Genomic DNA, 23,558 nt, shown 5'->3' on the forward strand with positions numbered 1-23,558 from the left:
GCCGCGGGGCTCTCGATGGCCCTCGGCGGCTTCCTCGCCGGCATGATGCTCGGGGAAAGCCGCTATCGCCACCAGCTGGAAGCCGATATCCGGCCATTTCGCGACGTCCTGCTCGGGCTGTTCTTCGTCTCGGTCGGCATGCAGCTCAATCTCGAGGCGCTGGCCGATCATATTCACTGGGTGCTGCTGCTGACCCTGGGCCTGCTGGTGCTCAAGAGCGGCCTGACCACCCTCTCGGCCTACCTGCTGCACCGTGACGCCCCCAATGCGCTGCGGGCCGGCATCTGCCTGTCCCAGGGGGCGAGTTCGGTTTTGCGCTGCTGGCGCTGGCGTTAAGCCACCAGCTGGTCAGCTCGGAACTCAATGCGCTGGTGGTGGCGATCATCATCCTCAGCATGGTGACGACACCGATCCTGATCCGCTTCAGCGAGCCGCTCAGTCGCGCCCTGCTGCGCCGCTCGGCCCAGACCCGCGCCCCCGACAGCATCCACCAGATTTCCAGCGAGCTCGAGGAGCTGACCGATCACGTCATTCTCTGCGGCTACGGCCGCGTCGGCCAGGTCATCACCCGCTTCCTGCAGCCGCTGCAGATCCCCTACATCATCATCGACAACGATCCGCTGCGGGTACAGGAAGCCGCCATCGCCGGCGAACGCATCTATTACGGCGATGCGCGCCGTACCGACCTGCTCAAGTCCCTCGGCTCGAGCCGGGCCCGGCTGATGATCCTGACCTTTCCCGACGACGGCGACGCCCTCAGCGCGCTGCAGGGACTCAAGCACCACTTCCCGGAACTGCCGGTACTGGTGCGCACCCAGGATGACGGTCGGCTGCAGCAGCTGCAGGAAGCCGGTGCCACCGAGGTGATTCCGGAGGCGCTCGAGGGCAGCCTGATGCTGGTCTCACATGTACTGACCCTGCTGGATATCCCGCGCGACGCCATCGAGGCCAGCATCAACCAGGTGCGCGAAGAACGCTACCGCCTGCTGCATGGATACTTCCATGGCGGCCAGTCGCGCAAACTGGACAAGAGCGGCGCCCCGACCGAGGTCATGCACCCGGTGGTACTGGCACCCGGCAGTCACGGACCCGGCCACCGCATCGGCGACCTCGGCCTCGAGGTCGAGGTCGAGTCGATCCGCCGCGGCAACGAATTGCTGAGCAGCCCGGACCCGCAGATGCAGCTCGAGGATAACGACATCGTGATCCTCAGAGGTTCCGTAACCGGGGTCGAGAAAGCGGAATCACTGCTGCTGGCCGGCTAGCGGTTGCGGCTGATAGAATGCGCGACTTCGTTTGAGCCTGGAGGAGCCGACCTTGAGCCCGATACAATCGCTGCTGGAACTGATCGACCAGACCGGCGCGCGCTGCCGCCTGTTCGATATGGGGCGCCGGGTCGGCAAGCTGTCCGGCGCCACCTTCTCGAAGGTCGAACAGGGCCTGATCCCCTACCCGCAGCCTTACCTGCACCATGCCTGGCTCGGACTGCTGCTCTGGCACCCGGACGATCGCGCACGCAACGCCGTCTGGTTTCTGAAGCTGCCGCTCGACGAGCAGGGCTACCTGGTGCAGGCCGTACGCGACGACCTGCTGCACCGACTGCTGAAGAATATCGGCGGCCTGGTCGAGGGCGGTGCCGACGCCCTCAAGGACAACCCCTTCTCGTTCAAACCGGACGCCGAGAAGATGGCGATGTTCCATGCCCATGCCGGCCGCCTGCTGAAGCAGCCGGCTTCGGCCTACTACGAATACGCCCAGCATTACTTCGCCGGCCAGCTCGAGCCCGAACTCTGGCCCAACCTGGGTCTGCAGGGCATTGCCGACCTGGTGGTGCGCCTCGACCAGGGTCGCAACGAAGCCCTGCTGATCGATGCTGTCCGCTGGCTGCCGGACGAACCGCTGCGGGCGCTGTGCTGCGCGCTGGAGCATGTCGAGCCGGGCCATCGGCTGATACAGGCACTACAGCCCCATTTCGAGCGGGCCCTGTCGATGGGGTCTGACGACAACGGTCTGCTGGCGGCCCTGCTGCGGGCCGTTTCGAACAGCCCGTCCGAAACCCTGCGCCGGGACTGGCTGACGCAGGCGCTGCAAAGCCCCCGCTCACTGGAGGCCGAGGTGATCGTGGCCATCGCGACCCGCTGCAGCCACAGCCTCGAGGAGCCTGCGCTGCTGCACCCTTCCTCGAACACCTGGCCGGCGGCGAAGCCGGTCAGGCGGGTTTCTCGCGGGTACTGGCGGACCTGATGTTCATGCCGGCGCTGCGTGGCCCGATCATGGCCGCACTGCGCAACCCCGAACGCAGCGAGACCCTGTCGCGGGCCATTGGCAAGATGTTCGGGCAGGGGATGAACAAGGCGTAGGATGGGTGGAGCCGCCATGGCGCCTTTCTTGTCGGATCGCACCGGGTTCGTGGCGGCGTAACCCATCATAGGCGCCACCGGCGCCTTCGCTTCCGGCGGCACGAACGTTGATTGATCCGCTGATGGGTTCCGCGGCGCCCAAATCGCGTGGTATGCCGCCGGCATCCGGCGCGATGCGCCGCTTCACCCATCCTACTCGCTCCCACGGGTCACCCGTCACCCGTCACCCGTCACCCGTCACCCGGATTATTGATAGTCCTCCGGCAACTCGAGATCGAGGCCCTTTTCCTTCGCCTCCTGCTGCGCATGGGCACGAAAACGCTCGCGCACCTTCGAGCCTTTCGGCTTGGTCAGGTAATACAGCAGCGATGCGGCCACTTCCGGTGCCAATCCCTGCTCATCGCCCCAGCGCTGGATGAAAGCCACCAGTGTATTGTCGCGCCGGTCCGGCAATGCCATCGGCACCGGCACTTCCAGATCTTCGCCCTCCCGGGCCCGACGCACCATCACCCCATAGTGGTAACGGAAATCCGGCAGCACCTGGCCCTGCTCTTCGCTGCGCAGGCGAAACCAGCCCGTGGCCCGGCCGGCATGATAGACCGCCGGATGGCTCCAGGCGTGCCGGGTCGGGTGGTCGGCATGCAGGCAGGCCTCCTCGTAGGCGCGCAGCAGCCCGGCATGCGGCGGTCGCCCTGCTCCTGCAGAATCTTGAGGAACTCCGAGATGGTCGGCATCCAGGCCAGCTGTTCCTTGCAGTGGTCGATGGCGGCCACCAGCTCCGCCTCGCCATACCCGCGCAGGCTCAGCGCCCATTCACGCTTGGCGATACGGATCTCGTCCTGGGTTTCGAAGCAGCTCTTGAACTTGTGGCCGTAGATCGCCATGAAGCGGGCGAACAGCATATTCACCAGCGCTTTGGTCTCGACCGGCAGCGCATTCGCCTGCTGCCGGGCATCTGCCTGCCCGGCGTCACCAGTCGGTGTCGCGGATGTCCATGATTGCTGCGGTAACCTGTTTGCGTTTTTCCCGAGAATCTCGGCGGGTGTTTTCATGCTGATAACCTGTCTGTTGCGTCTGTTCGCCACGGGCACCGGCGTCCCGCGCACCTCCGTCCCGGGACTGCTTGCGTACCCACTCCCGCTTCACCCAGGCGAGAAATTTCTGATCCCAGTTGCTTTCCCTGCGATCCTTGGCCAGCCAGTAGAGCACAAACTCGTCGAGCAGCTCCTCGGCATATTCCCGGGGAATCTGGTGTCGCGGCAATAGCTCGAAGAAGGCCTCGGACGGCCGCCAGCCCAGCTCCATCGGCTTGAGCTGCTGATTGCGCACCTCGTGCTGCTCGAACAGCACCTGCAGTTCATCCTTGTGTCGACGCCAGCCACTGGCACCACCGAAGGTGGGTGCCGGCCCCTTCTCCTCGATCATCCGAGCCGCCGGCTGGGGCTGGGGGCGCATGGCCTGCTTGGTCAGGGGTCTGGGCGGCGCCTCCCGCACCGGCAGGCGGCTGACGGCCTCGTTTGCCGGCGTCGGCGCCTGGCTGGCGGCGGGCTCGGGCCGGGCACCGCGCTCGGGCAGCAGGCGCAGCCGCACCAGGTTGCCGTCGCAGGACGCCTCCAGGCACCCCTGCCGCACCAGACTGTCGGTCACGGCCCGCAGCCGCGTCTCGTCCCAGAAATCGGCCAGCTGCAGCCACTGACTGCGGCTGATCAGCAGCTCCCCGGCTCCGCGCGCCCACCATTGCGGGCACGGTCGTGATAGAGCGCCAGCAGCAACGCTTCGTCACTGCCGAGGCGTCGCGCCAGTGAGGGGTAAAACAGGATCGGTTGTTCCGGGAAAGGGTAACCCATGGGACTCCAGTATACAGGCTGCGGCCGCAATCGGCGGCCGGGTGAATCGGGCTCCGGCTCTGTGACAGGTCAGTTGCCGGGCCATCGGCGTTTTTCAAGATAGGTGCCGGCCGGCCCTGCCGGGCGACGTCTATCGACCTTCCCTGTCCCGGTTGCGCCCGCTCTAGCCCTCCTGGGCGAAGACTTCGACCGCACGCAGCACATCGCGCCGGCTGATCTGGCCGATCAGGCGCCCCTGCTGCACAACGGGCAGGCGACGCATGCCCTGCTTGATAAAGATATCGGCGACCCTGATGATATCGGCATCGTGCTCGACGGTACAGACATCCCGCGACATGTAGTCGGCCACCGTGCCTCCGAACTCCTCTTCGTGATAGGTCAGCGTCAGTATCGCCCGCAGGCAGTCGACTTCGGAGAGCACGCCGACCAGGCCACCCTGGCTGTCGACCACCGGCGCGCCGCTGATCTGGTATCTGAGCAACTGGTTGATGGCATAAAACAGCTGGGTATCCGGTTTGAAGGTCACCAGATCCCGCGCCATATAATCCCGTGCCTTGACGGACCTGAGCATCGCGAGCCTCCTGCGGGAGCGGACGGCAGGTCCCGCCCGTACGGGACCTCATACCTGAATACTAGTCCAGCTCACGGGCTTCAGGAGGCTGCCTGCACCGGCATAGCGCCGGCACCGCGCGTGCCCTGTCAGTTGAACACCACGGTTTTGTTGCCGTGCACCAGAATGCGATCTTCGAGGTGCCACCGGAGGCCGCGGGCCAAACAGGTTTTCTCGACATCGCGGCCGAGCCGGACCATCTCCTCGGGCATGTCCCGGTGGCTGATGCGGGTGACCTCCTGATCGATGATCGGACCGGCATCGAGCTCCTGAGTCACATAGTGACAGGTCGCCCCGATCAGCTTGACGCCACGCTCATGGGCCTGATGATAGGGCTTTGCGCCGGCGAAGGACGGCAGGAAGCTGTGGTGGATATTGATGATCCGGTGCGGGTAAAGCTCGCACAGTGCTTCCGGCAGTATCTGCATGTAGCGCGCCAGCACCACCACATCGGCCTCGTGGTCGCGCACCAGTTGCAGCACCCGGTCGAAATGCGGCTGCTTGTCCGCGGTCTCGACCGGCACATGGTAATAGGGAATCTCGTGCCACTCGACCATGCTGCGCAGCGCATCGTGGTTGGAGATGACACAGGGAATTTCACAATCCAGCTCATCGGCGTGATAGCGGTACAGCAGATCCGCCAGGCAGTGGGCCTCGCGGCTGGCCATCAGCACCACCCGCTTGGGCCGGGCCGAGTCGGTAATCTGCCACTCCATCTGGAATGACTGGGCAATGGGCGCGAACTGCTCCCGCAACCGCTCCAGACTGAAGGGCAGCGATTCGGCGAATATCTCCACCCGCATGAAAAACCAGCCGGTGGTCGGGTCCGAATGCTGATTGGCGTCGGCGATCGAGCCGCCGTGGCTGGAAATGAAATTGCTCACCATGGACACTATCCCGACGCGGTCGGGGCAGGAAAGCAGCAGCCGGTATCGATGTTCCATCCTAATCCTTCTTCCTGGGTCTCAACCGGCGGGATTCTATCAGCTAATCACCTCGGGTACATTAAGGCAGAGGACCGGCACCCGCCTTGACCCCGGTCCTGTCTGTCGACCAGAGAAGCTGTTACATTGAGGCATCGGAGGCCCAAGCATGATATTCACACCCGAACGGATGATTCCGCTGGAAGCCCGCCGCCTGGGCATCGATACGCGCCAGGAACCGATCGTCTTCATGCGGTCCGACTGCCCCGTCTGCCGCTCGGAGGGTTTTGCGGCCCTGTCGCGCGTGCTGGTGTCGAGCGACTCCCAGCACATTATCGCCACCCTCAATATCGTCACCGGCGATATCGTCGCCGACGGTCAGATCGGCTTTTCCGAGTCGGCCTGGAAGCGCCTGGGGCTGAGGGAGGGGGCGCCGATCCGCGTCTCACACCCGCCGCCGGTACAGTCGCTGTCCTACGTCCGCGCCAAGGTCTATGGCCATACCCTTGACGAAATGCAGCTGCAAAGCATCGTCAACGATATCGTCGATGGCCGCTATGCCGACGTCCATGTCGCCGCCTTCATCACCGCCTGCGGCGACGACAACCTCAGCCTGCCCGAGGTCTCGGCCCTGACCCGGGCCATGATCAAGGCCGGCGAAACCCTCGACTGGGGGCTGCCGATGGTGATCGACAAGCACTGTGTCGGCGGACTGCCGGGCAACCGTACCACGCCGATTCTGGTGCCGATCCTGGCCGCCTGCGGCCTGACCGTGCCGAAAACCTCGTCCCGCGCCATCACCTCGCCGGCGGGCACCGCCGATACCATGGAGGTGCTGACCAATGTCAGCCTTACCCAGAAGCAGATGCGCGACGTGGTCAGCCGCGAGGGCGCCTGTCTGGCCTGGGGCGGGTCGGTACGCCTGAGCCCCGCCGACGACCTGCTGATCCAGGTCGAGCGGGCCCTGGATATCGACAGCGAAGGGCAGCTCGTCGCCTCGGTGCTGTCGAAGAAGATCGCCGCCGGCGCCACCCATGTACTGATCGACATTCCGGTCGGCCCCACCGCCAAGGTGCGCAGCCAGGAAGGTGCCGAGAAGCTGGCGATCACCTTCCGCAAGGTGGCGGCCGAACTGGGGCTCGAAGTACGCGTCTGCTGCACCGACGGCCGCCAGCCGATCGGACGCGGCATAGGCCCGGCCCTCGAAGCCATGGACGTCCTCGCAGTGCTGCAGCGCAAACCCGATGCACCGCTCGACCTGCGCGACCGCGCCTGCTATCTGGCCGGCGCCATCCTCGAGATGGCCGGCACCGTCAAAGAGGGCCTGGGCGAGCAGCTGGCACGAGAAAAGCTCGACAGCGGTGAAGCCTGGCAGAAGTTCCAGGATATCTGCCGCGCCCAGGGCGGGCTCAAGCGCCCCCTGGTCGCCCCCTATCGCTACAGCCTGACCGCCCGCCAGGCGGGTATCGTGCGCGCCATCGACAACCGGCTGCTGGCCAAGATCGCCAAGCTGGCGGGCGCCCCGGCAGACCCCGCCGCCGGCGTCGAGATTCCGGTCAAACTGGGCGATCGCATAGATCCCAACGACATGCTGCTGAGCATTCACGCCGAAAGTTCGGGCGAGCTGAACTACGCCGTCGACTATCTCGAGGACCACCCCGGCGTCGTCGAGCTGGAACCGATCGAGGAGACCGTCCCATGAGCGCCCTGCTGTTCAACCTGGCCTCGGACCCGGCCCTCTCCGCGCGCCTGACCGACCTGCTCGGGGCCGAAGCCGGCGAACTGGAACAACACCGGTTTCCCGACGGCGAAAGCTACCTGCGGATCCACAGCGACTGCCAGGACCGTGACTGCGTCCTGTTCTGCAACCTCAGCTTCCCGGACGGCAAGCTGCTGCCGCTGCTGCTGGCGGCGGATACCCTGCGCGACCTGGGCGCGGCCCGCGTACTTCTGGTCAGCCCCTACCTCCCCTATATGCGTCAGGACAAGCGCTTCAAGACCGGCGAGTGCGTCAGCTCCGCCAGTTTCGCGCGACTGCTGTCGGGCTATTTCGACGGTCTGATCACCGTCGACCCCCACCTGCATCGCTACGACTCGCTCGATGAGATCTACAGCCTCGACAGCCGGGTGATTCCATCGGCACCGCTGATCGCCGCCTGGATCGGCCGCCATATCGACAAGCCGCTGGTGATAGGTCCCGACAGCGAAAGCGAGCAGTGGGTGTCCGAGGTGGCGCGGCTCGCCGGAGCCCCTGCCAGATTCTGCGCAAAGAGCGTCAGGGCGACTACGAGGTCGATATCCTGCCACCGGACGTCACGCCCTGGCAGGATCATCAGCCGGTACTGGTCGACGATATCGTCTCCAGCGGGCGTACCCTGCTGGCCACGCTCGAACACCTCCGGACCGCCGGCATGCCGAGGGCCACCTGCATCGCCGTGCACGGCCTGTTCGCCGGCGATGCCTACGAGCGCCTGCAGCAGAAGGCCGAGGTTCTCACCACCGATACGGTGCCGCACCCGAGCAATGCCATCAGCGTGGCCAACGCCCTGGCCAGCGCCTGCCGGGAGTGGCTCGGCAAGACATGACCCCCGAGCGCTACGAGCTGCCCGGAGCCGTCCAGCCCGGAGCTATCCACCCCGGAGCCGAACTGCTGCTGTGGCAGCGGTTCATTTCACCGCAACGGTGCCGTTCGCTGATGACCCGCCTCGAACAGGAGATCGACTGGCGCCAGGACCGGATCCGGCTGTTCGGCCGCGACTGCCTGATCCCGCGGCTGCAGCAGTTCCAGGGCGATGCCGGGCTCAGCTATCGCTACTCCGGACTGCGCCTTCACAGCGCGCCCTGGCACCCGCTCGTCGAGGAACTGAGACAGCAGCTGGCGGAGGTAGAACCGACCGTCTTCAATTGCGTGCTGCTCAACCTCTATCGCGACGGCAACGACAGCATGGGCTGGCATAGCGACGACGAGGCGGAACTCGGGCCGGATCCGGTGATCGCCTCGATCAGTCTGGGCCAGCCGCGCCGGTTTCTGATGCGTCACCGCCGCGACAGGACCCTGCCGAAGGTCGAACTGGAACTGGGCAATGGCTCGCTGCTGCTGATGCGCGGGTCGACCCAGCATCACTGGCAGCATGCGTTGCCCCGCAGCCGGCGTGTCCTTGCCCCCAGAATCAACCTGACCTTTCGCCACATCGCTGCCTGAAACCCGTATCGCGGAAGTGTTAAGATGGCGGGCTTCGAAGGAGAAGGACCCGCCATGAACGAAACCATCGAACTGCTGAAATCCCACCGTTCCATCCGCAAGTTCAAATCCGATGCGATCGAACAGTCGCTGATCGACGAGCTGGTGCGCGCCGGTCAGGCCGCCGCCACGTCGAGTTTCCTGCAGGCCTGCACCGTGATTCAGGTCGAGGATCGGGACAAGCGCGAGCGCCTTGCCGCCTGCGCCGGCAACCAGGCCTATGTCGCCACCGCGCCGGCCTTCCTGGTGTTCTGCGCCGATATGCAGCGCCATCGTCTCTGCTGCGAGATGCATGACGCCGACATGCAGGCCGGCTTTACCGAACAGTTCATCACCGCCACCGCCGACTGCGCACTCTTCGCCCAGAACGTCGCGGTCGCCGCCGAGTCCTTCGGCCTCGGCATCGTCTATATCGGCGGCCTGCGCAATCGCATCGACGAGGTCGCCGAGCTGCTGGAGCTGCCCGACCTGGTCTACCCGGTGTTCGGTCTCTGCCTGGGCCATCCGGCCCAGAATCCGGAGATCAAGCCGCGCCTGCCGCTGGAGGTGGTGCTGAAGAAGGACCGCTACGACAGCAGCCGCGACCGCGAGCTCATCTGTGACTACGACGACCAGGTACGCGAGTACTACCGTACCCGCACCGGCGGCACCAAGGAGATGAGCTGGAGCGAACAGATCTCCGGCATGCTGATCAAGGAGGCCCGCCCGCACATGCTGGCGTTCCTGCAGCGCAAGGGATTTCTGAAGCGGTGAACGGTGGGAGCCCGGTCCTCCGGGCGAACCGGTGCAGCACCGGGGCCTTTCGCCCACGGAGCGGGCTCCCACAGCATCGTTAGTCCTGGGTGGGCGGCCTCAGAGCGCCCTGACGAAGCCCTGAAGCCGGTGTCGACCTCGGCTTCGGGATCGAGCGTTTCGCAGGCGTCGAGGAACAGAGGCGCGACCAGCTCGCGGGCCTGCAGCTCGCGCAGCAGGTCGGCAACCTGGCGACCGCCCTCGGCGAAATTCTCGTAGGAACTGTCGCCGCGGGCAATCAGGCCGAAGCCGACCTGCGGCATCAGCGGAAAGCGGTCGTTCAGCTCCAGATAAAGCGGCAGCAGACTATCGGGCACTTCGCCCTGGCCGATGGTGGCGGAACAGACCAGCAACACCTCGGTATCCTCGGCGACCACCTCGTCATATTTCGGCTGGCGCAACACCGTCGCGCTGTGGCCCAGCACTTTCAGCTGCGCGGCGCAGTCGTCGGCGATTTCCTGGCTGCTTCCGTAGGTCGTGCCCACCAGTATCTTGATATTGGCCATGGTTTTCAGCGCTCCTCCTCTGGCTGTCGTTCGGTATTTTGCAGATGCAGCATTCTAGTCAATCGGGCGCCTCAGAAAAACCTTCGTCGACACCCGGGCGCCTCGCGAAAAGCACCGGGCTGAACTACCTTGGAAGTTGTAGTATCGCCGTAATCATTGGAGATGGACCATGCCTACCAGCCATGTATCCCGCCTGCTCGAAGCGCTGGAGTCCAAAGCCCGCCAACAGGAGAGCCTGACCGAGCTGAACGTCACCATCGCCCGGGAGGATCAGATCCGCCTCGAGGCGCTTGCCAGCGCTTTCGGCCTGACACGCGAAGAAGTCTGCAGCTCGCTGCTGCACAGCATCCTGCTGGAGGTCGAGGAGAAAATGCCCTACCGCCCCGGGTCCAAGGTGATCCGCATCGAGGATGGCGATCCGATCTACGAGGACGTCGGGCCGATGCCCCGCTACCTCGAAGCCAAGCGCAAGCTGGAAAAGGACCGCGACTGCGCCTGAAGCGCTTGATAAAGGTCAATTTCAAATCCGCTCGGGCACACTAGGATCGGGAGATTCCCCTCTGCACGGATATCTCCATGCCCAGACCCGATCCCCGTACCGCCCTGCAGAACCTGCTCGACGAGGTCCGCCAGACCCTGCCCTTCGACATGCCGGCCGCCCAGGTCTGCAACGGCATCTGCAGTGGCTGCTCGAAAAAACTGCTGGACTATCTCGACTGCGAACTGCTGGACTGGCAGCAGCGGCTGGACGACGGCGAGGTGCCGGGTCTCGGCGATCTCGACCGGCTCGGACGTACCTGCCGCAAGGTGTACCGGGTGCTGGAGAGGAATGGGCTGGTGGGGAGCAAGGTGTAAGAGGCGCCCCTCAACCAACGGTTCCAAATCCCCGGAACCAAGGATGGGTAAAGCGATGCAGTGGTAAATTCGTAACCGGTTACCGCATCGTTTGGGCATCGCGTAACCCGTCATATCGATCGCAGTGCAGATCGATTGGCCTCGGCGGCACCAATCCGTCACAGATAACGGAGCCCGCAGGCTCCGTTATCTGTTTCGCTCGGGATCAGGCCGACTTGGCGATGATCTCTTTCCACTTGGCGGGGCCGGTGGTGTGCACCGATTCGCCGTTGACGTCGACCGCCACGGTAACCGGCATGTCCCTGACCTCGAACTCGTAGATCGCTTCCATGCCCATTTCCGGGAAGGCCAGGACCTTCGAAGCGGTGATCGCCTTGGACACCAGGTAGGCGGCGCCGCCGACAGCCATCAGGTAGACCGCCTTGTTGTCCCGGATCGCCTCGATCGCCACCGGGCCGCGCTCGGACTTGCCGATCATGCCCAGCAGGCCGGTCTGTTCGAGGATCTGTCGGGTGAACTTGTCCATGCGTGTCGCCGTGGTGGGACCGGCCGGGCCGACCACCTCGTCGCGCACCGGATCGACCGGACCGACGTAGTAGATGAAACGCCCCTTGAGATCCACCGGCAGCTGTTCGCCGTTGTTCAGCATCTCGACCATGCGCTTGTGGGCGGCATCGCGACCGGTCAGCATTTTGCCGTTGAGCAGAATGGTATCACCGACCTTCCAGGTCGCGACCTCTTCCGGGGTCACTTCATCCAGGTTGACGCGGCGGGTATTGGCGCCGACCTCGAAGGTCACCTGGGGCCAGTCGTCCAGGCTCGGCGGCGTCAGCACGGCCGGACCGTTGCCGTTGAGCTTGAAGTGGGTATGACGGGTCGCGGCGCAGTTCGGAATCATGCAGACCGGCAGCGAGGCGGCATGGGTCGGATAATCCTTGATCTTGACGTCCAGCACCGTGGTCAGGCCGCCGAGCCCCTGGGCGCCGATGCCCAGCGCGTTGACCGCGTCCATGATCTCCAGACGCAGTTCCTCGACGCGGTTCTGCGGGCCGCGCTCGCGCAGCTCGTGAATGTCGATCGGGTCCATCAGCGACTCTTTTGCCAGCACCGCGGCCTTCTCGGCGGTGCCGCCGATACCCAGACCCAGCATGCCCGGAGGGCACCAGCCGGCGCCCATGGTCGGCACGGTCTTGACGACCCAGTCGACAATGCTGTCGGACGGGTTCAGCATCACCATCTTGGACTTGTTCTCGGAGCCGCCGCCCTTGGCCGCGATATGCACCTCGACCTCGTCACCCTCGACGATCTCGTAATGGATCACCGCCGGGGTGTTGTCCCTGGTGTTCTGGCGCTTGCCGGCCGGATCCGCCAGGATGGAGGCACGCAGCACGTTGTCCGGATTGTTGTAGGCGCGACGCACGCCCTCGTTGATCATGTCGCTGACGCCCATTTTGGCGTCCCAGGTCACGTTCATGCCAACCTTGACGAACACGGTGACGATGCCGGTGTCCTGGCAGATCGGACGGTGGCCCTCGGCGCTCATGCGCGAGTTGATCAGGATCTGGGCCATCGCGTCCTTGGCGGCCGGGTTCTGCTCCTTCAGGTAGGCTTCGTGAACGCCCTGAATGAAATCGATCGGGTGATAGTAGGAGATGAACTGCAGCGCGTCTGCAACGCTGCTGATGAAATCGTCTTGGCGAATCACGCTCATTGAGACTCTCCGTCAGGCTCCGGGTCAGTAGGGGCAGCTCTTTTGTCAGCCGGCTGCTTGGATGATTGCGGCGCGATTATACACGAAAACGACAGAGGACGAGTTTAGGGCCTTGGTCTAAGGTGGGACCCCACTGCGAGAGCCGATTGTGGGAGCCCCTTGTGGGCGAATGATATCGGTGCTATATCCCGTTCGCCCGGGGGGCCGGGCTCCTACGATCCTTCCATCACCAGGCGCTCGAACAGCAGCACGCCCCAGCCAAGCAGCTCTTCGTCGAAGTCGAAGGTCGGGCTGTGGTGGCCGCCGCCGACCGGCGAGCCGAGGATCAGGTGGGTCGCCTCGCCACCCTGCTCGCGCACCTTCTGGATCAGAAAGCCGGCATCCTCGCTGGCCGAGACCTGGAAGCTGTCCTGCAGCAGCGCCTGTGGCAGGCCGATCCCGAGCGCTGTCGCCGCGACCCGTTCGGCCAGCTCACGGCTGTTGGGGTAACTGGAAAACTCGGCGAAGGTTTCGCGCTCGACCTCCACCGCGTTCATCTTCGCGGCGCCCTCGAGCACCCGTTCGGCCGCCTCGGCCATGAAATCGCAGATGGCGTTGTCGCCGCCGCGCACCTCGTAGCGAAAACGCACCTCGTCGGCGATGACATTGTGGGCGTTGTCGGAGTGAAAGCGCCCGACATTGACCCGCGACATGCCGGCGCTGTGGCGCGGCAGCGCATAGAGCCCCTGCACAGCCTGGCAGGCGGCCAGCAGCGCATTGCGCCCGGTCTGGGGCGCATTGCCGGCATGGCTGGCCTGCCCGCGGTAGACGACATCGTAGATCCGCGCCGCGATCCAGGTGGCGTCGAAGACGATGCGGTAGCGGTCGAGAATGCCCAGATGCAGCGTCATGAAGCGCTCGACCTCGGCCAGTTGCGGCAGATCGGCGAACAGGGCGCCGCCGCCGGCCACCTCCTCGGCCGGCTGAAAGAACAGATGCACCCGGCCGCCCCAGCGCTCGCGGCTGGCGGCCAGGCGTCGCGCCAGCCCCAGGCCGATGGTCAGATGACCGTCGTGGCCGCAGGCGTGCATGATGCCCGGATGTTCCGAGGCGAAGCCCTCCCGGGCCGGCAGGTGGCCGCTGTCGCCACCCTCGCGAATCGGCAACGCATCGATATCGAAGCGAAAACCGAACACCGGGCCAGCCCCGGCCCCGTCCAGGCTTGCCACCAGCCCGGTACGGTTGCCCTTCATCGACGACAGGTAGCGGTTGCCCGCCCCCAACTGCTGTTCGGCACGGTCAAAAGCGGCCCGGTCGGTTTCGCCGTCCGGCGGGTTCGATGGCTGCCGGAGCCCGTACAGCGTTTGCCCCCACTGGACCTCGAAGCCCAGCGCCTCGAGCGCCTCGCACAGCCTCGCGGTGGTCAGGTACTCGGTCCAGGACAGCTCCGGCGCGCGGTGAAAGGCGCGCCGGGTTTCGCTCAGTTCCCGCATCAGGTCGGCATCGGGACAGGGGGCAGGTCGGACATGGGGGTCTCCGGATGGTGATGGGTTACGCGATGCCCGATCCAATCAGAAATCGTTGCAATCAGGGCAATGCATCGCTCCACCCATCCTACTCGATCTATTTCAAGTCAGACGGGTCGATATTGACCGACTTGCGGGCACTGAAGGCCTGCAGCCCCTCGGGCGCCAGCGCCACCGAGCCGTTGCCGGAGTAATGCTGACCAATCCAGCCCAGGCGCGCATCGACGAAATTGCAGCGGTTGACGTAGACGGTGCCGGTATCGACCGCAGCGATGAATTGCTCGGCACGGCTGCGCGACGTCGTGAAGATCGAGGCGGTCAGGCCGTAACGGCTGTTGTTGGCCTGCTCGATCCCCTCTTCGTCGCTGGCGACCTTCATCACCGGCAGCACCGGGCCGAAGGTCTCCTCCTGCATCACCCGCATCTCGGGGGTCACGTCGGCCAGCAGCGTCGGCCTGAGAAACTGCACATCTCCGATCTGCTCGGTGTCGCCGCCGCTGAGCAGGCGGGCGCCGAGACGCTCGGCCTGGCGCACCATCTCGATGAGCCCGCCCACCGCCTTCTCGCCGCCGTGCAACGGCCGAGGGTTGTCTCCGGCAGCATTGGATCGCCGCAGCGTTCCGCCTCCATGATCGCCTGGGCCTGCTCGAGGAAGCGCTCGTAGTGGCGCTCGTGCACATAGACCCGCTTGACGGCGCAGCAGGACTGGCCGGAGTTGTGCAGCCGGCCGATCTTCACGGCCCAGAAGGCCGCCTGTTCAAGGTCGGCATCCTCGGCGATATAGCAGGCGTCGCTGCCTCCGAGCTCCAGCGAACACTGGATAAAGGGATCCGGAACCTCGTTGAAGGCTCTTTTGGCAACGCTCTGCTGCACCACCCGTCCGCCCTGTACCGAGCCCGTGAAGGCGACATGATTGATATCGGCTTCCTCGATCAGGCGCGCGGAGACGTCGAAGTCGACCACCGCCTGGGTCACCAGATGGTCGATCCCGGCCAGGGTGCCGAAGGCCTTTTCGAAATGGTCGCCGACCGACGGCGTCGTGGTGTGCTTGAGCAGCACCGCGCTGCCGCTGAGCAGTGCACAGATGGTGCCGTTGATGGCACAGAACAGCGGGTAGTTCCAGGGCGAGATGATATAGACCACCCCCTTGCCCCGGCATTCGATGCGGCCCTCGAAACCACTGTCCTCGTATTCCGGCCGGCGCGGGGCCGCCAGCGCGCCGTCGCGGGCGAAGCGGCACAGATAAGCGGCGCGCTCGACCATGTACTCGATCTCCTCCTTGGCCGCTTCGAAGGGTTTGCCCATCTCCCGGGTCACGCCCCGGCGATGGCATCACGGTGCAGGCGGAAATAGTCCAGCGCCGCCTGGATCTGCTCGGCCCGCTGCGTCGGATCCAGTTTGCGCCAGGCGCGGGCCGCCTTCTGGGCGTCATCGATGCGCCGGCACATCGCCTCGAAAGTTTCCGACGGTTGCGAGAATACGCGCTCGCCGGTAAAGGGGTTGAAGACTTCGATCTGGCTCATGGTTTGGCCTCCAGGCTCTGTAGATTGATCGGCGGGACACTGGCCGAGGCGGCCTGACTATCGCGCCTGCATTTCCCGCACAGGGCTAGCGTTCGGAAAGCGGACGGACGGCCTCGATGAACAGGTCGATATCCCCGGGCCGGGTATCGAAGGAGGTGACCAGGCGCACCTCGGAGTGGGTCTCGCCCGGCCACACCAGGAACGGCGTGAGCTGCTGCAGCGGCTCGATCCAGTCTGTCGGCAACTGGGCGAAGACCATGTTGATTTCGACCGGCGCCGTCAGCGTCACGCCGGGAATGGCCGCCAGTCCCTCGGCCAGACGCGCCGCCATCGCATTGGCATTGGCGGCATTGGTGCGCCAGAGATCGTCCTCGAAATAGGCCAGGAACTGGGCCGCGAGAAAGCGCTGCTTGGACGCCAGCTGCATGCCCTGCTTGCGGATATAGGGATAGGCCCGTTGCAGCTCGGGATTCAGCACCACCAGGGCTTCGGCCATCATCAGGCCGTTCTTGGTGCCGCCGAACGACAGCACGTCGACACCGGCACAGAGTTCGTGGAAGCCGACATTCAGCGCCACCGCCGCATTGGCCAGGCGGGCCCCGTCCATATGCACCAGCAGCTCATGCTCGCGGGCAAAGGCCACTATGGCCTGCAGTTCCGCGAGACTGTAGACGCTGCCCCGTTCCGTCGCCTGGGCCAGCGATATCACCCGCGGCTGGCTGCGATGAACGACGCCGCGGTCCGCCGCCAGCAGTTGCTCGATCTTTGCCAGCGTCAGCTTGCCGCGCAGGCCGGGCACCGGCGACAGCTTGCAGCCGATGTAATGTTCCGGCGCACCGCACTCGTCGACCTGCAGATGCGCCTCCTCGCAGCAATAGACGGTTTCGTGGCTGTGCACCATACCCTTCAGCGCCAGCACGTTGGCGGCAGTGCCATTGAACAGCAGCAGGGTTTCGCTGCCGGCGCCGAAATGGTCGCGGAACAGCGCCAGCGCCCGCTGCGTCACCTCGTCGTCGCCATAACCCGGTACATGGCCCTGGTTCACCTCGGCCAGTTTCGCCAGCACCTGCGGGTGCACGCCCGAAGCATTGTCGCTGGCCAGCAGATGCCTGTTTTCCATTACGCCTCCTCAGCGCGCCAGCACATCGCGATTGACCGAAGTCAGAAAGCGACAGCCTTCGGCCGTCACTTCGACGGTATCGGACAGGAAGGCATCGCCGAGGGTCGAACCGACCAGCCAGCTCATCAGATGGAAGGTCATGCCCTCGCGCAGTTGCATGCGGGAGTTGCGCCTCAGCCCCACCGGCACGCCGCTGCCGGACCAGCTCGGCGGGTAGCCGATGCCGATCGAATAGCCGCAGTGATGGCGGGAATATTCGGACAGGCCATTGGCGTCCAGCACCGAGTGCCAGGCCTCGTAGACGTCGCCGGCCAGCACGCCCGGGGCGATCTTGTCGGCCGCCGCCATCATCGCCTGCTGGCAGACCTGGTTGACCTTCTGCGCGTTGTCCGGCGCTTCGCCGATGAAGACGAAGCGGCCGATCGGGGCATGGTAGCGACGCGCGCAACCGGCCATCTCGAGGAACAGCAGATCGCCGGACACCAGCGTCAGGTCCTGCCGGGTGCCGTGTTCATGGGCGAGATTGCGGGTCGAGCGCACCAGCGGCACGAAGCCCGGATAGGTGCCGCCGCGACGGAACATCGCATCGTAGATGGCTGCCATGACTTCCCGGGCGTTGACGCCGGGCCCCGCCGCCGCGATCGCCGAGAGCATCATCGAATCCGAGATCGCGGCGGCCTGGCGGGTCAGCTCGAGTTCGGCCGGCGACTGGACGATGCGCACATCGTCGACCAGGCTCTCGAGCTGCTGCCAGTCGGCATCGTCGACCCCGTTCATGATCCCTTCGGCAATCGAGTACGGCAGGAAGGTGCTGTTCATGTCGATGCCGATCACGGCCTTCGCCAGCCCCGCCTCCTTCAGCGCCCGTACCGTCTCGCGCACGGCGGCACTGGGCATCAGATAGGGCCGGCGCCGGGGTTCGCGGGTCGGGGCGCCCATCGTCATCGGCCAGGCTTCGTCGGCGATACTGTCCTCCCCCGGCGGCGGCTCGGTACCGTCGCTGTAGCCGACGTGCCTGACGTCCGGCGCCTGGTCCCGCACCGTGGCCTTTTCCATTGCCCGGGTGATCAGAATCGGCTGCCCCTCCGCCGGCAGCACCAGCAGTTGACAGGCGAAATAACCCTGGTGGTCGAGACCGGTGAGGTAATAGATATTTTCGGGACTGGCGATCAGGCAGGCATCCAGTCCGCGCGCCGTCATCGCCTCCCTGACCTCGCGACGACGCCGCTCGTACTCGGCATCGTCGAAATAGCGACCGCTGATATTGTCCACTGTGACTCCTCCCGACCCCGACTGTTAGGTGACAACCTTCCCGGCCGTGTTAGCGCCATCGACCTAACAGCAGCGTAGGAAACATTGCCGAGGTATAAAATTGGCTATGAAAAAGTTTCAGGACGGAAAAAAGCAGGAACCGCTCAGGGATCTGGCGGGCGGCGCGCCCGGCAAGGCTGCCGGGCGACGGGCGGATGCCGGGGTCAGGCGACCTCTATCGTGATCGACAGGCGGGTTTGGGCGCTGAGGGAGTTGGTGATCAGACAGCTCGCCTCGGACTTTTCCAGCAGCTTGCGCGCCTGCTCCGGATCGGCGCCGGCGGGAATGTTCAGGCGGGCCTCAGTATGAATCTCGGTAAACTTGATCTGGCGTTCCACGCGCTCGAGCGTGCCCTCGGAACGGCACTCGATCCCGGTCCAGTCGAAACCCGAGGCCCGGGCGACGGCCCTGAAGGTCAATATCAGGCAGTCGGCGACGGCGGCCATGAGCAGCTCTTCGGGTGACCAGCGATCGCCGGGGCCACCGAACGGGCGTGGTGGCGCCGCTTCGATCGGATCCTTGTCGTCGGCCGTGGTGACGACACTGCCTTCGGCCTGCGCCCGGGCCTCGACCCGGTAGTGGTGCGGAAAAGCCTGCATGACGATCTCCTGTGCGTACGGTTTGCCGCATTATAGGCAGATCGCCGTTGCGAAAGATTGGCCCCGGTCAACTATCGCGCCGGGGCATTCGGCAGATCCCGCATCAGCAGCGCGAACTCGAGGTCGCCGGCGGTATCGAGCGGAATGCGCACCCGGTGCCCGGAGCCCGGCGCCACCTCGATGGCCTGGCCGTTGCGGTTCTCGAGAACATCGAGGCGGAAGCGGCGGTTGCCGGCCGGCGTCATCAGTTCGAGACTGTCGCCGCGCTCGAAGCGGTTCTTGACGTCGATCTCGAGCATGCCGCTCTGGCTGTCCCGCCCCAGCACCTCGCCGACGAACTGCTGATGCACGCCGACGGAATTGCCGGTCTCGTAGTTCTGGTACTCGTCGTGGACATGGCGGCGATAGAAGCCTTCGGTGTAGCCGCGACTGGCCAGGTTCTCCAGCTCGTCCATCAGCCCCATGTCGAACGGCTTGCCCGCGACGGCATCGTCGATGGCGCGACGGTAGGCCTGGGCGGTACGGGCGACGTAGTAATGGGACTTGGTGCGCCCCTCGATCTTCAGCGAGTCGACCCCCATCTCGGCCAGCCGATGCACATGCTGGATGGCGCGCAGATCCTGGAGTTCATGATGTAGGTGCCGTGTTCGTCTTCGAATGCCGGCATGTAATCGTCCGGGCGGCCCTCCTCCTGCAACAGGAAGATGCGGTCACTCGGCGCCCCCTCCCCGGGCCGGCTGCGCCGGATCGAAGGACTGCACCGGCACCACATCGCCGGAATCCGTCTGCTGCGCCTCGTGGGCGTCGTATTTCCAGCGACAGGCATTGGTACAGGTACCCTGGTTCGGGTCGCGGTGGTTGATATAGCCCGACAGCAGGCAGCGGCCGGAATAGGCGATGCACAGCGAGCCGTGAACGAACACCTCGATCTCCATCTCCGGACAGCGGTCGCGGATCTCGGCGACCTCCTCGAGGGACAGCTCGCGGGACAGTATCACCCGCTCGATGCCAACGCTGTGCCAGAACTTCACCGCCGCCCAGTTCATGGTATTGGCCTGCACCGAGAGGTGGATCGGCACCTCCGGAAACTGCTCTTTCACCAGCATGATCAGCCCGGGGTCGGACATGATCAGCGCATCCGGTCCCATCTCGATCACCGGACGGATGTCCCTGAGATAGGTGGTCAGCTTGCTGTTGTGCGGCAGGATATTGCTGGCCAGGAAGAACTTCCTGCCCAGGCGGTGGGCATGGTCGATACCGGCCGCCAGGTGCTCCATGTTGAAGTCGTTGTTGCGTACCCTCAGGCTGTATCGCGGCTGTCCGGCATAGACCGCATCGGCGCCATAGGCAAAGGCATACTTCATGTTCTTCAATGTCCCGGCGGGGGACAGCAATTCAGGACTGCGCATCGAACTCGACTCGGATCAGGCTATAAAGGTCATTCAGGCATAGCGGGCACGCTGCAGGCCGTAGTGCAGCGGCACCTCGAACAGCGGCGTGTAGATGGAACCATTGGCACCGGGCTTGCTCTGGTAAAGCACCACCGAAGAGGCGGGAAACATCAGATCCAGCGCCGGCCATTCTTCGGGCGGCTGAAAGCCGTTGTCGGCACCGAGGCGTCCGAGGGTGACATGGGGCCGGAAGTCGGCTTCCTCGTGACGCACGCCGGCTGAAGCCGCGATCCTCACGGCCTGGCGGTGCAGGCCCATGAGCTCGTCGCTGCCGTCGCTGAGGGCGGCGATCACCGCCAGCCGGCGGCTGACCTGGAAATAATCCACGGAATCGAGCTGGACCTGGAAGGGTTCGACGTCGGCAAGCTGCTCACGGCAGAGACGCTCGAGGCGCTCGACCTGGGACAGCGAGATGTCGCCGAGGAAACTGAGCGTAAGGTGGTAGCTCTCGGAGTCAACCCAGTGCACTTCCATATTGCGGTCGTAGGCACAAAGGGTATCGGCATGGTCGGACAGGCGGCGCACCACCTGGTCGGCCATCTTCAGTGCAAAAAATGCACGTATGTTCATCAGCTGTTCAATCATCCATCAAGTCGGACGGGTCATTGTGCACTGACCACAGGTCCGACGCAATGACCCTTACGGCGAAAATGGCGGCCCTGTCCTGCAGCCCTATTGCAGCTGCAGCTGCAACTGGTTCAGCTGCGCCCTGATCTGCAAAAGTTCCTGGTTGAGCTGCCGGCGACTACCGTCGATCGCCTGGATCGCCTGCTCGTTGACCCGGACACGCCGCCCGAGATCGCCGCCGCCGGCCCCGTTCTCCAGCGCCGCGACGCGGTCGCCGAGCTTGTTCAGCAGGGCCCGCTGCGCCGCGACCTTCTCGGCCTGAACCTCCTCGCTGATGCGCACCTGGGTGTCCAGCGTCGCCAGCGAGCGGCGCAGCTCCTCGACCCTCGTCTCGAGTTCCGACTTCAGTGCCGCCTGCCCCTTCTCGACCCCGGCCAGTGTCTTCAGGTCCTTGCCGAAACCGGATTGCGCGGACTCCACGGCCTTGAGCCGGGCCTCCTGGCCCTCGATCCGGGCGAGACCTGCCTGCAGCTCCCCGGTCTGGGTCTTGCGGGCGGCCTCCTGCTGCTTCAGCACGGCCTCCTGCGCCTTCAGTTGCTCGGTCTGACCGGCCAGTTGCTGTTCCAGCTGCTCCAGCTTGGGCTTGTTGCGCTGATAGGCCACGGTCCAGAGCTTGGCGATCTCGGAGTCGAAGTGGCCATATTTCTCCTCGGCTGTCTTGCCCAGCTGTTCAAGGCGCCCGCTGAGGGTCTGACCCGACTGGGCGGCGCTGTCGCTGGTCACTTCGAGCAGCTGTTCCAGGTCCGACAACCGGCTCGACGCCTGCGCCAGCTGCGTGCGGCTTTCATCGAGCGACTGCTGCAGACCGTAGCCCCAGTAACCGAGCGCACTGGTGGAGGCGGTCAGCAATACCAGCACCAGGCTGTGCAGCAGGTTGGCGCCACCGCGGGCCTGGCCCGACTGCCGGGGCGCCCCGCGTCCCCTCGCCTGACTGCCGGCTGGATCGGCAACGACGGCCTCGCCTTCGCTGCGCTTTGCCGGCCCTAGTGCCGGGACCTCTATCTCTTGCGGACGGCTCATGCTCGCGACTCTACCTCTTCAGCGGATCAGGCCCGCCTCTATGCCAGGCGGGCAAATCGCCCTCACCGTAGCAGTTTTCGGGCCACCGCAAAAGCGTGCCCCCGCTCAGACCAGGTTATAGACGAAGACCACCAGTACGGCGGCCGGGCTCAGGAAACGCAGCACGAACCGGAACAGCTCGAACACCGCGCCGTCGCCAAGACCGATCTGTTCGCGCAGGATATCGGCCTTCATCACCCAGCCCGCATAAAGCGCGATGGTCAGGCCGCCCAGCGGCAGCGCCAGGTTCGAGACCAGGAAGTCGAACAGGTCGAACAGTGTCTTGCCCTCGAAACGGCTGAGGAAACCCAGGGGATGGAAGTCTGCCCAGTGATTGAACGACAGCACCGTGCAGATCCCCAGGGCCCAGATCAGGCTGCCCGACAGCAGCGCACCGAGTTTGCGCGCCACGCCGCGGTCCTCGAGCCACTCCACCACCGGCTCGATCATCGAGATCGCCGAGGTGATGGCCGCCACCAGCAGCAGCGCGAAGAACAGGGTGCCGAAGACCACGCCACCGGTCATCTGACCGAACGCCAGTGGCAAGGTCACGAAGATCAGCCCGGGACCGGCGCCGGGCTCGAGGCCGTTGGCGAACACCAGCGGGAAGATCGCAAGACCCGCCAGCAGCGCCACCAGGGTGTCGAGTACGCCGATGGTGACCACGGTGCGGGCGACGTTGACTTCCTTCGGCAGAAAGGAGCCGTAGGCCATCATCACGCAGATGCCGGTGCTGAGGGTGAAGAAGGCATGCCCCAGGGCGGTCAGCACGCCCTCGGTCGACAGCTTGCTGAAATCCGGCGCGAACAGAAACTCGAGGCCGCGACCGAAATCGCCGCGCACCATCGCGTAGCCCACCAGCACCAGCAGCAGCACGAACAGCAGCGGCATCAGGGTATTGATGGCGCGCTCCATACCGGCCCTCAGGCCCGCGCCGACGATCGCCACCACCATCAGCATGAACACCGTATGCCAGAGCAGCAGCGTGCCCGGGCTCGACAGCATGCCGCCGAACATGCCGCCGATCGCCTCGGCATTGGCGCCGGCGAAGGCGCCCCGGGCGGCATGACCGATATAGGCCAGCGACCAGCCACCGACCACCGAATAGAAGGACAGCAGCACGAAGGCCGCGACAAAGCCCATCCAGGCGACCCAGGCCCAGCCGCCCGAGGCGCCGTCCCGGCGGCACAGCTGTGCCATGCTGCGGATCGGGCTGTGACCGCCGCGCCGCCCCAGCAGCACTTCGGCCGCGAGGATCGGCAGACCGATCACGGCGATGCAGGCCAGGTACACCAGTACGAAGGCGCCACCACCGTTCTCGCCGGTGATATAGGGGAACTTCCAGATATTGCCAAGCCCCACCGCGGATCCCGTCGCGGCGAGAATAAAGGCCAGTCGGGAAGACCATTGCGGGCGCGCTGCGGCCGTGCCGCCGGTGGTGGCGTCGAGACCGGATCCGGTACTGGACATCGAGCTGTCTCCTGTCGTTCGGGCAGCCGGAAGGGATGGCCCCGGCCC

At 65.1% G+C, this 23,558-nt stretch carries 26 protein-coding genes and 4 pseudogenes; 10 read left to right on the forward strand and 20 right to left on the reverse strand.

The window, feature by feature from the left end:
- Window positions 1-15: 15 nt before the first annotated feature.
- From ACFQDL_RS04295 to ACFQDL_RS04305, 3 genes and pseudogenes are all read left to right on the forward strand, one after another.
- Window positions 16-336, forward strand: coding sequence for a cation:proton antiporter (locus tag ACFQDL_RS04295; RefSeq protein WP_379907962.1), 321 nt, complete (start codon window positions 16-18; stop codon window positions 334-336).
- 35 nt (window positions 337-371) lie between these two features.
- Window positions 372-1,265, forward strand: coding sequence for an NAD-binding protein (locus tag ACFQDL_RS04300; protein ID WP_379907963.1), 894 nt, complete (start codon window positions 372-374; stop codon window positions 1,263-1,265).
- Window positions 1,266-1,383: 118 nt separating this feature from the next.
- Window positions 1,384-2,360 (forward strand): annotated as a pseudogene (locus ACFQDL_RS04305) (DUF3549 family protein).
- Between the two features lie 246 nt (window positions 2,361-2,606).
- Here ACFQDL_RS04305 and ACFQDL_RS04310 read toward each other — a convergent pair.
- From ACFQDL_RS04310 to purU, 6 genes are all read right to left on the reverse strand, one after another.
- On the reverse strand, window positions 2,607-2,900 hold the full coding sequence (locus ACFQDL_RS04310; protein WP_379907964.1) for a hypothetical protein: 294 nt from the start codon (window positions 2,898-2,900) through the stop codon (window positions 2,607-2,609).
- The gene (locus ACFQDL_RS04315) at window positions 2,867-3,412 is read right to left on the reverse strand and encodes a hypothetical protein (protein ID WP_379913476.1); all 546 of its coding nucleotides are present in this window, start codon (window positions 3,410-3,412) and stop codon (window positions 2,867-2,869) included. Before ACFQDL_RS04315 ends, ACFQDL_RS04310 begins: the two co-directional genes overlap by 34 nt.
- On the reverse strand, window positions 3,330-4,007 hold the full coding sequence (locus ACFQDL_RS04320; protein WP_379907965.1) for a DnaT-like ssDNA-binding domain-containing protein: 678 nt from the start codon (window positions 4,005-4,007) through the stop codon (window positions 3,330-3,332). Before ACFQDL_RS04320 ends, ACFQDL_RS04315 begins: the two co-directional genes overlap by 83 nt.
- Window positions 4,008-4,066: 59 nt before the next feature.
- On the reverse strand, window positions 4,067-4,207 hold the full coding sequence (locus ACFQDL_RS04325) for a hypothetical protein (RefSeq protein WP_379907966.1): 141 nt from the start codon (window positions 4,205-4,207) through the stop codon (window positions 4,067-4,069).
- Window positions 4,208-4,370: 163 nt separating this feature from the next.
- Window positions 4,371-4,778 carry a CBS domain-containing protein gene (locus tag ACFQDL_RS04330; protein WP_379907967.1) on the reverse strand — a complete coding sequence of 136 codons (408 nt, stop codon included), beginning with the start codon at window positions 4,776-4,778 and terminating at the stop codon, window positions 4,371-4,373.
- 128 nt (window positions 4,779-4,906) lie between these two features.
- A complete protein-coding gene (gene purU / locus ACFQDL_RS04335) occupies window positions 4,907-5,761 on the reverse strand; it encodes a formyltetrahydrofolate deformylase (protein ID WP_379907968.1) in 855 nt (284 codons plus the stop codon).
- A gap of 148 nt (window positions 5,762-5,909) precedes the next feature.
- Between purU and ACFQDL_RS04340 the strand changes: the two genes are divergently transcribed.
- The 5 genes and pseudogenes from ACFQDL_RS04340 (at window position 5,910) to nfsA (ending at window position 9,734) form a co-directional block, all read left to right on the forward strand.
- The gene (locus ACFQDL_RS04340) at window positions 5,910-7,442 is read left to right on the forward strand and encodes a thymidine phosphorylase family protein (protein ID WP_379907969.1); all 1,533 of its coding nucleotides are present in this window, start codon (window positions 5,910-5,912) and stop codon (window positions 7,440-7,442) included.
- Window positions 7,439-7,723: pseudogene (locus ACFQDL_RS04345) on the forward strand (ribose-phosphate pyrophosphokinase-like domain-containing protein); the annotation flags it as partial. The gene ACFQDL_RS04340 and the pseudogene ACFQDL_RS04345, both read left to right, overlap by 4 nt.
- A gap of 233 nt (window positions 7,724-7,956) precedes the next feature.
- Window positions 7,957-8,325, forward strand: a complete 369-nt coding sequence (locus tag ACFQDL_RS04350) for a phosphoribosyltransferase family protein (RefSeq protein ID WP_379907970.1) — start codon at window positions 7,957-7,959, stop codon at window positions 8,323-8,325.
- The gene (locus ACFQDL_RS04355) at window positions 8,322-8,942 is read left to right on the forward strand and encodes an alpha-ketoglutarate-dependent dioxygenase AlkB family protein (RefSeq protein WP_379907971.1); all 621 of its coding nucleotides are present in this window, start codon (window positions 8,322-8,324) and stop codon (window positions 8,940-8,942) included. Before ACFQDL_RS04350 ends, ACFQDL_RS04355 begins: the two co-directional genes overlap by 4 nt.
- 54 nt (window positions 8,943-8,996) lie before the next feature.
- Window positions 8,997-9,734 (forward strand): oxygen-insensitive NADPH nitroreductase, encoded by a 738-nt coding sequence (nfsA, locus tag ACFQDL_RS04360; RefSeq protein WP_379907972.1) that lies wholly within the window; start codon window positions 8,997-8,999, stop codon window positions 9,732-9,734.
- 176 nt (window positions 9,735-9,910) lie between these two features.
- Here the strand turns inward: nfsA and ACFQDL_RS04365 are convergent.
- Window positions 9,911-10,279: pseudogene (locus tag ACFQDL_RS04365) on the reverse strand (flavodoxin domain-containing protein); the annotation flags it as partial.
- Between the two features lie 169 nt (window positions 10,280-10,448).
- Between ACFQDL_RS04365 and ACFQDL_RS04370 the strand changes: the two are divergent.
- Both ACFQDL_RS04370 and ACFQDL_RS04375 read left to right on the forward strand, forming a co-directional pair.
- The gene (locus ACFQDL_RS04370) at window positions 10,449-10,778 is read left to right on the forward strand and encodes a hypothetical protein (protein WP_379907973.1); all 330 of its coding nucleotides are present in this window, start codon (window positions 10,449-10,451) and stop codon (window positions 10,776-10,778) included.
- Window positions 10,779-10,855: 77 nt separating this feature from the next.
- Entirely contained in the window at window positions 10,856-11,134 is a 279-nt protein-coding gene (locus ACFQDL_RS04375) for a hypothetical protein (protein ID WP_379907974.1), read from the forward strand.
- Between the two features lie 205 nt (window positions 11,135-11,339).
- Here ACFQDL_RS04375 and ACFQDL_RS04380 read toward each other — a convergent pair whose 3' ends face one another.
- The 13 genes and pseudogenes from ACFQDL_RS04380 to ACFQDL_RS04440 all read right to left on the reverse strand — a co-directional run bounded on the left by ACFQDL_RS04380 (window position 11,340) and on the right by ACFQDL_RS04440 (window position 23,510).
- Window positions 11,340-12,845 (reverse strand): fumarate hydratase, encoded by a 1,506-nt coding sequence (locus ACFQDL_RS04380; RefSeq protein WP_379907975.1) that lies wholly within the window; start codon window positions 12,843-12,845, stop codon window positions 11,340-11,342.
- 212 nt (window positions 12,846-13,057) lie between these two features.
- Window positions 13,058-14,317 carry an amidohydrolase gene (locus tag ACFQDL_RS04385; RefSeq protein WP_379907976.1) on the reverse strand — a complete coding sequence of 420 codons (1,260 nt, stop codon included), beginning with the start codon at window positions 14,315-14,317 and terminating at the stop codon, window positions 13,058-13,060.
- 130 nt (window positions 14,318-14,447) lie between these two features.
- Window positions 14,448-14,888, reverse strand: a complete 441-nt coding sequence (locus tag ACFQDL_RS04390; protein ID WP_379907977.1) for an aldehyde dehydrogenase family protein — start codon at window positions 14,886-14,888, stop codon at window positions 14,448-14,450.
- Window positions 14,783-15,655, reverse strand: a complete 873-nt coding sequence (locus ACFQDL_RS04395) for an aldehyde dehydrogenase family protein (RefSeq protein WP_379907978.1) — start codon at window positions 15,653-15,655, stop codon at window positions 14,783-14,785. The genes ACFQDL_RS04390 and ACFQDL_RS04395 overlap by 106 nt, the downstream gene beginning before the upstream one ends.
- An 8-nt stretch (window positions 15,656-15,663) precedes the next feature.
- Window positions 15,664-15,873, reverse strand: coding sequence for an aldehyde dehydrogenase family protein (locus ACFQDL_RS04400; RefSeq protein WP_379907979.1), 210 nt, complete (start codon window positions 15,871-15,873; stop codon window positions 15,664-15,666).
- Between the two features lie 85 nt (window positions 15,874-15,958).
- On the reverse strand, window positions 15,959-16,993 hold the full coding sequence (locus tag ACFQDL_RS04405; RefSeq protein WP_379907982.1) for a threonine aldolase family protein: 1,035 nt from the start codon (window positions 16,991-16,993) through the stop codon (window positions 15,959-15,961).
- Between the two features lie 9 nt (window positions 16,994-17,002).
- Window positions 17,003-18,265, reverse strand: coding sequence for a M24 family metallopeptidase (locus ACFQDL_RS04410; RefSeq protein WP_379907983.1), 1,263 nt, complete (start codon window positions 18,263-18,265; stop codon window positions 17,003-17,005).
- 203 nt (window positions 18,266-18,468) lie between these two features.
- Window positions 18,469-18,903: an OsmC family protein gene (locus ACFQDL_RS04415; protein WP_379907984.1), complete on the reverse strand. Its 435-nt coding sequence runs from the start codon at window positions 18,901-18,903 to the stop codon at window positions 18,469-18,471.
- A 71-nt stretch (window positions 18,904-18,974) separates the two neighbouring features.
- Entirely contained in the window at window positions 18,975-19,367 is a 393-nt protein-coding gene (locus ACFQDL_RS04420) for a U32 family peptidase C-terminal domain-containing protein (protein ID WP_379912873.1), read from the reverse strand.
- A pseudogene (gene trhP, locus ACFQDL_RS04425) lies at window positions 19,359-20,312 on the reverse strand (prephenate-dependent tRNA uridine(34) hydroxylase TrhP); the annotation flags it as partial. The gene ACFQDL_RS04420 and the pseudogene trhP, both read right to left, overlap by 9 nt.
- Window positions 20,313-20,345: 33 nt before the next feature.
- Window positions 20,346-20,924 (reverse strand): RNA 2',3'-cyclic phosphodiesterase, encoded by a 579-nt coding sequence (thpR, locus tag ACFQDL_RS04430; RefSeq protein ID WP_379907985.1) that lies wholly within the window; start codon window positions 20,922-20,924, stop codon window positions 20,346-20,348.
- A 102-nt stretch (window positions 20,925-21,026) separates the two neighbouring features.
- A complete protein-coding gene (locus tag ACFQDL_RS04435) occupies window positions 21,027-22,001 on the reverse strand; it encodes a coiled-coil domain-containing protein (RefSeq protein WP_379907986.1) in 975 nt (324 codons plus the stop codon).
- 105 nt (window positions 22,002-22,106) lie between these two features.
- Entirely contained in the window at window positions 22,107-23,510 is a 1,404-nt protein-coding gene (locus tag ACFQDL_RS04440; protein WP_379907987.1) for a sodium-dependent transporter, read from the reverse strand.
- Window positions 23,511-23,558: the final 48 nt, after the last annotated feature.

The organism is Marinobacterium aestuariivivens (genome assembly GCF_042661465.1).
Lineage (GTDB): Bacteria > Pseudomonadota > Gammaproteobacteria > Pseudomonadales > Balneatricaceae > Marinobacterium_A > Marinobacterium_A aestuariivivens.

What these genes read in the sequence shown, in the direction of transcription:
- ACFQDL_RS04385 (WP_379907976.1), bottom strand. Translation starts at nt 14,317, where the DNA reads ATGCGGGAACTGAGCGAAACCCGGCGCGCCTTTCACCGCGCGCCGGAG.
- ACFQDL_RS04390 (WP_379907977.1), bottom strand. Translation starts at nt 14,888, where the DNA reads ATGGTGCGCCAGGCCGAGCGTCTCGGCGCCCGCCTGCTCAGCGGCGGC.
- ACFQDL_RS04440 (WP_379907987.1), bottom strand. Translation starts at nt 23,510, where the DNA reads ATGTCCAGTACCGGATCCGGTCTCGACGCCACCACCGGCGGCACGGCC.
- ACFQDL_RS04355 (WP_379907971.1), top strand. Translation starts at nt 8,322, where the DNA reads ATGACCCCCGAGCGCTACGAGCTGCCCGGAGCCGTCCAGCCCGGAGCT.
- ACFQDL_RS04435 (WP_379907986.1), bottom strand. Translation starts at nt 22,001, where the DNA reads ATGAGCCGTCCGCAAGAGATAGAGGTCCCGGCACTAGGGCCGGCAAAG.
- purU (WP_379907968.1), bottom strand. Translation starts at nt 5,761, where the DNA reads ATGGAACATCGATACCGGCTGCTGCTTTCCTGCCCCGACCGCGTCGGG.
- ACFQDL_RS04295 (WP_379907962.1), top strand. Translation starts at nt 16, where the DNA reads ATGGCCCTCGGCGGCTTCCTCGCCGGCATGATGCTCGGGGAAAGCCGC.
- ACFQDL_RS04340 (WP_379907969.1), top strand. Translation starts at nt 5,910, where the DNA reads ATGATATTCACACCCGAACGGATGATTCCGCTGGAAGCCCGCCGCCTG.
- thpR (WP_379907985.1), bottom strand. Translation starts at nt 20,924, where the DNA reads ATGAACATACGTGCATTTTTTGCACTGAAGATGGCCGACCAGGTGGTG.
- ACFQDL_RS04375 (WP_379907974.1), top strand. Translation starts at nt 10,856, where the DNA reads ATGCCCAGACCCGATCCCCGTACCGCCCTGCAGAACCTGCTCGACGAG.
- ACFQDL_RS04380 (WP_379907975.1), bottom strand. Translation starts at nt 12,845, where the DNA reads ATGAGCGTGATTCGCCAAGACGATTTCATCAGCAGCGTTGCAGACGCG.
- ACFQDL_RS04330 (WP_379907967.1), bottom strand. Translation starts at nt 4,778, where the DNA reads ATGCTCAGGTCCGTCAAGGCACGGGATTATATGGCGCGGGATCTGGTG.
- ACFQDL_RS04415 (WP_379907984.1), bottom strand. Translation starts at nt 18,903, where the DNA reads ATGCAGGCTTTTCCGCACCACTACCGGGTCGAGGCCCGGGCGCAGGCC.
- ACFQDL_RS04405 (WP_379907982.1), bottom strand. Translation starts at nt 16,993, where the DNA reads ATGGAAAACAGGCATCTGCTGGCCAGCGACAATGCTTCGGGCGTGCAC.
- ACFQDL_RS04395 (WP_379907978.1), bottom strand. Translation starts at nt 15,655, where the DNA reads ATGGGCAAACCCTTCGAAGCGGCCAAGGAGGAGATCGAGTACATGGTC.
- ACFQDL_RS04325 (WP_379907966.1), bottom strand. Translation starts at nt 4,207, where the DNA reads ATGGGTTACCCTTTCCCGGAACAACCGATCCTGTTTTACCCCTCACTG.
- ACFQDL_RS04370 (WP_379907973.1), top strand. Translation starts at nt 10,449, where the DNA reads ATGCCTACCAGCCATGTATCCCGCCTGCTCGAAGCGCTGGAGTCCAAA.
- nfsA (WP_379907972.1), top strand. Translation starts at nt 8,997, where the DNA reads ATGAACGAAACCATCGAACTGCTGAAATCCCACCGTTCCATCCGCAAG.
- ACFQDL_RS04315 (WP_379913476.1), bottom strand. Translation starts at nt 3,412, where the DNA reads ATGAAAACACCCGCCGAGATTCTCGGGAAAAACGCAAACAGGTTACCG.
- ACFQDL_RS04400 (WP_379907979.1), bottom strand. Translation starts at nt 15,873, where the DNA reads ATGAGCCAGATCGAAGTCTTCAACCCCTTTACCGGCGAGCGCGTATTC.
- ACFQDL_RS04420 (WP_379912873.1), bottom strand. Translation starts at nt 19,367, where the DNA reads ATGGGGCTGATGGACGAGCTGGAGAACCTGGCCAGTCGCGGCTACACC.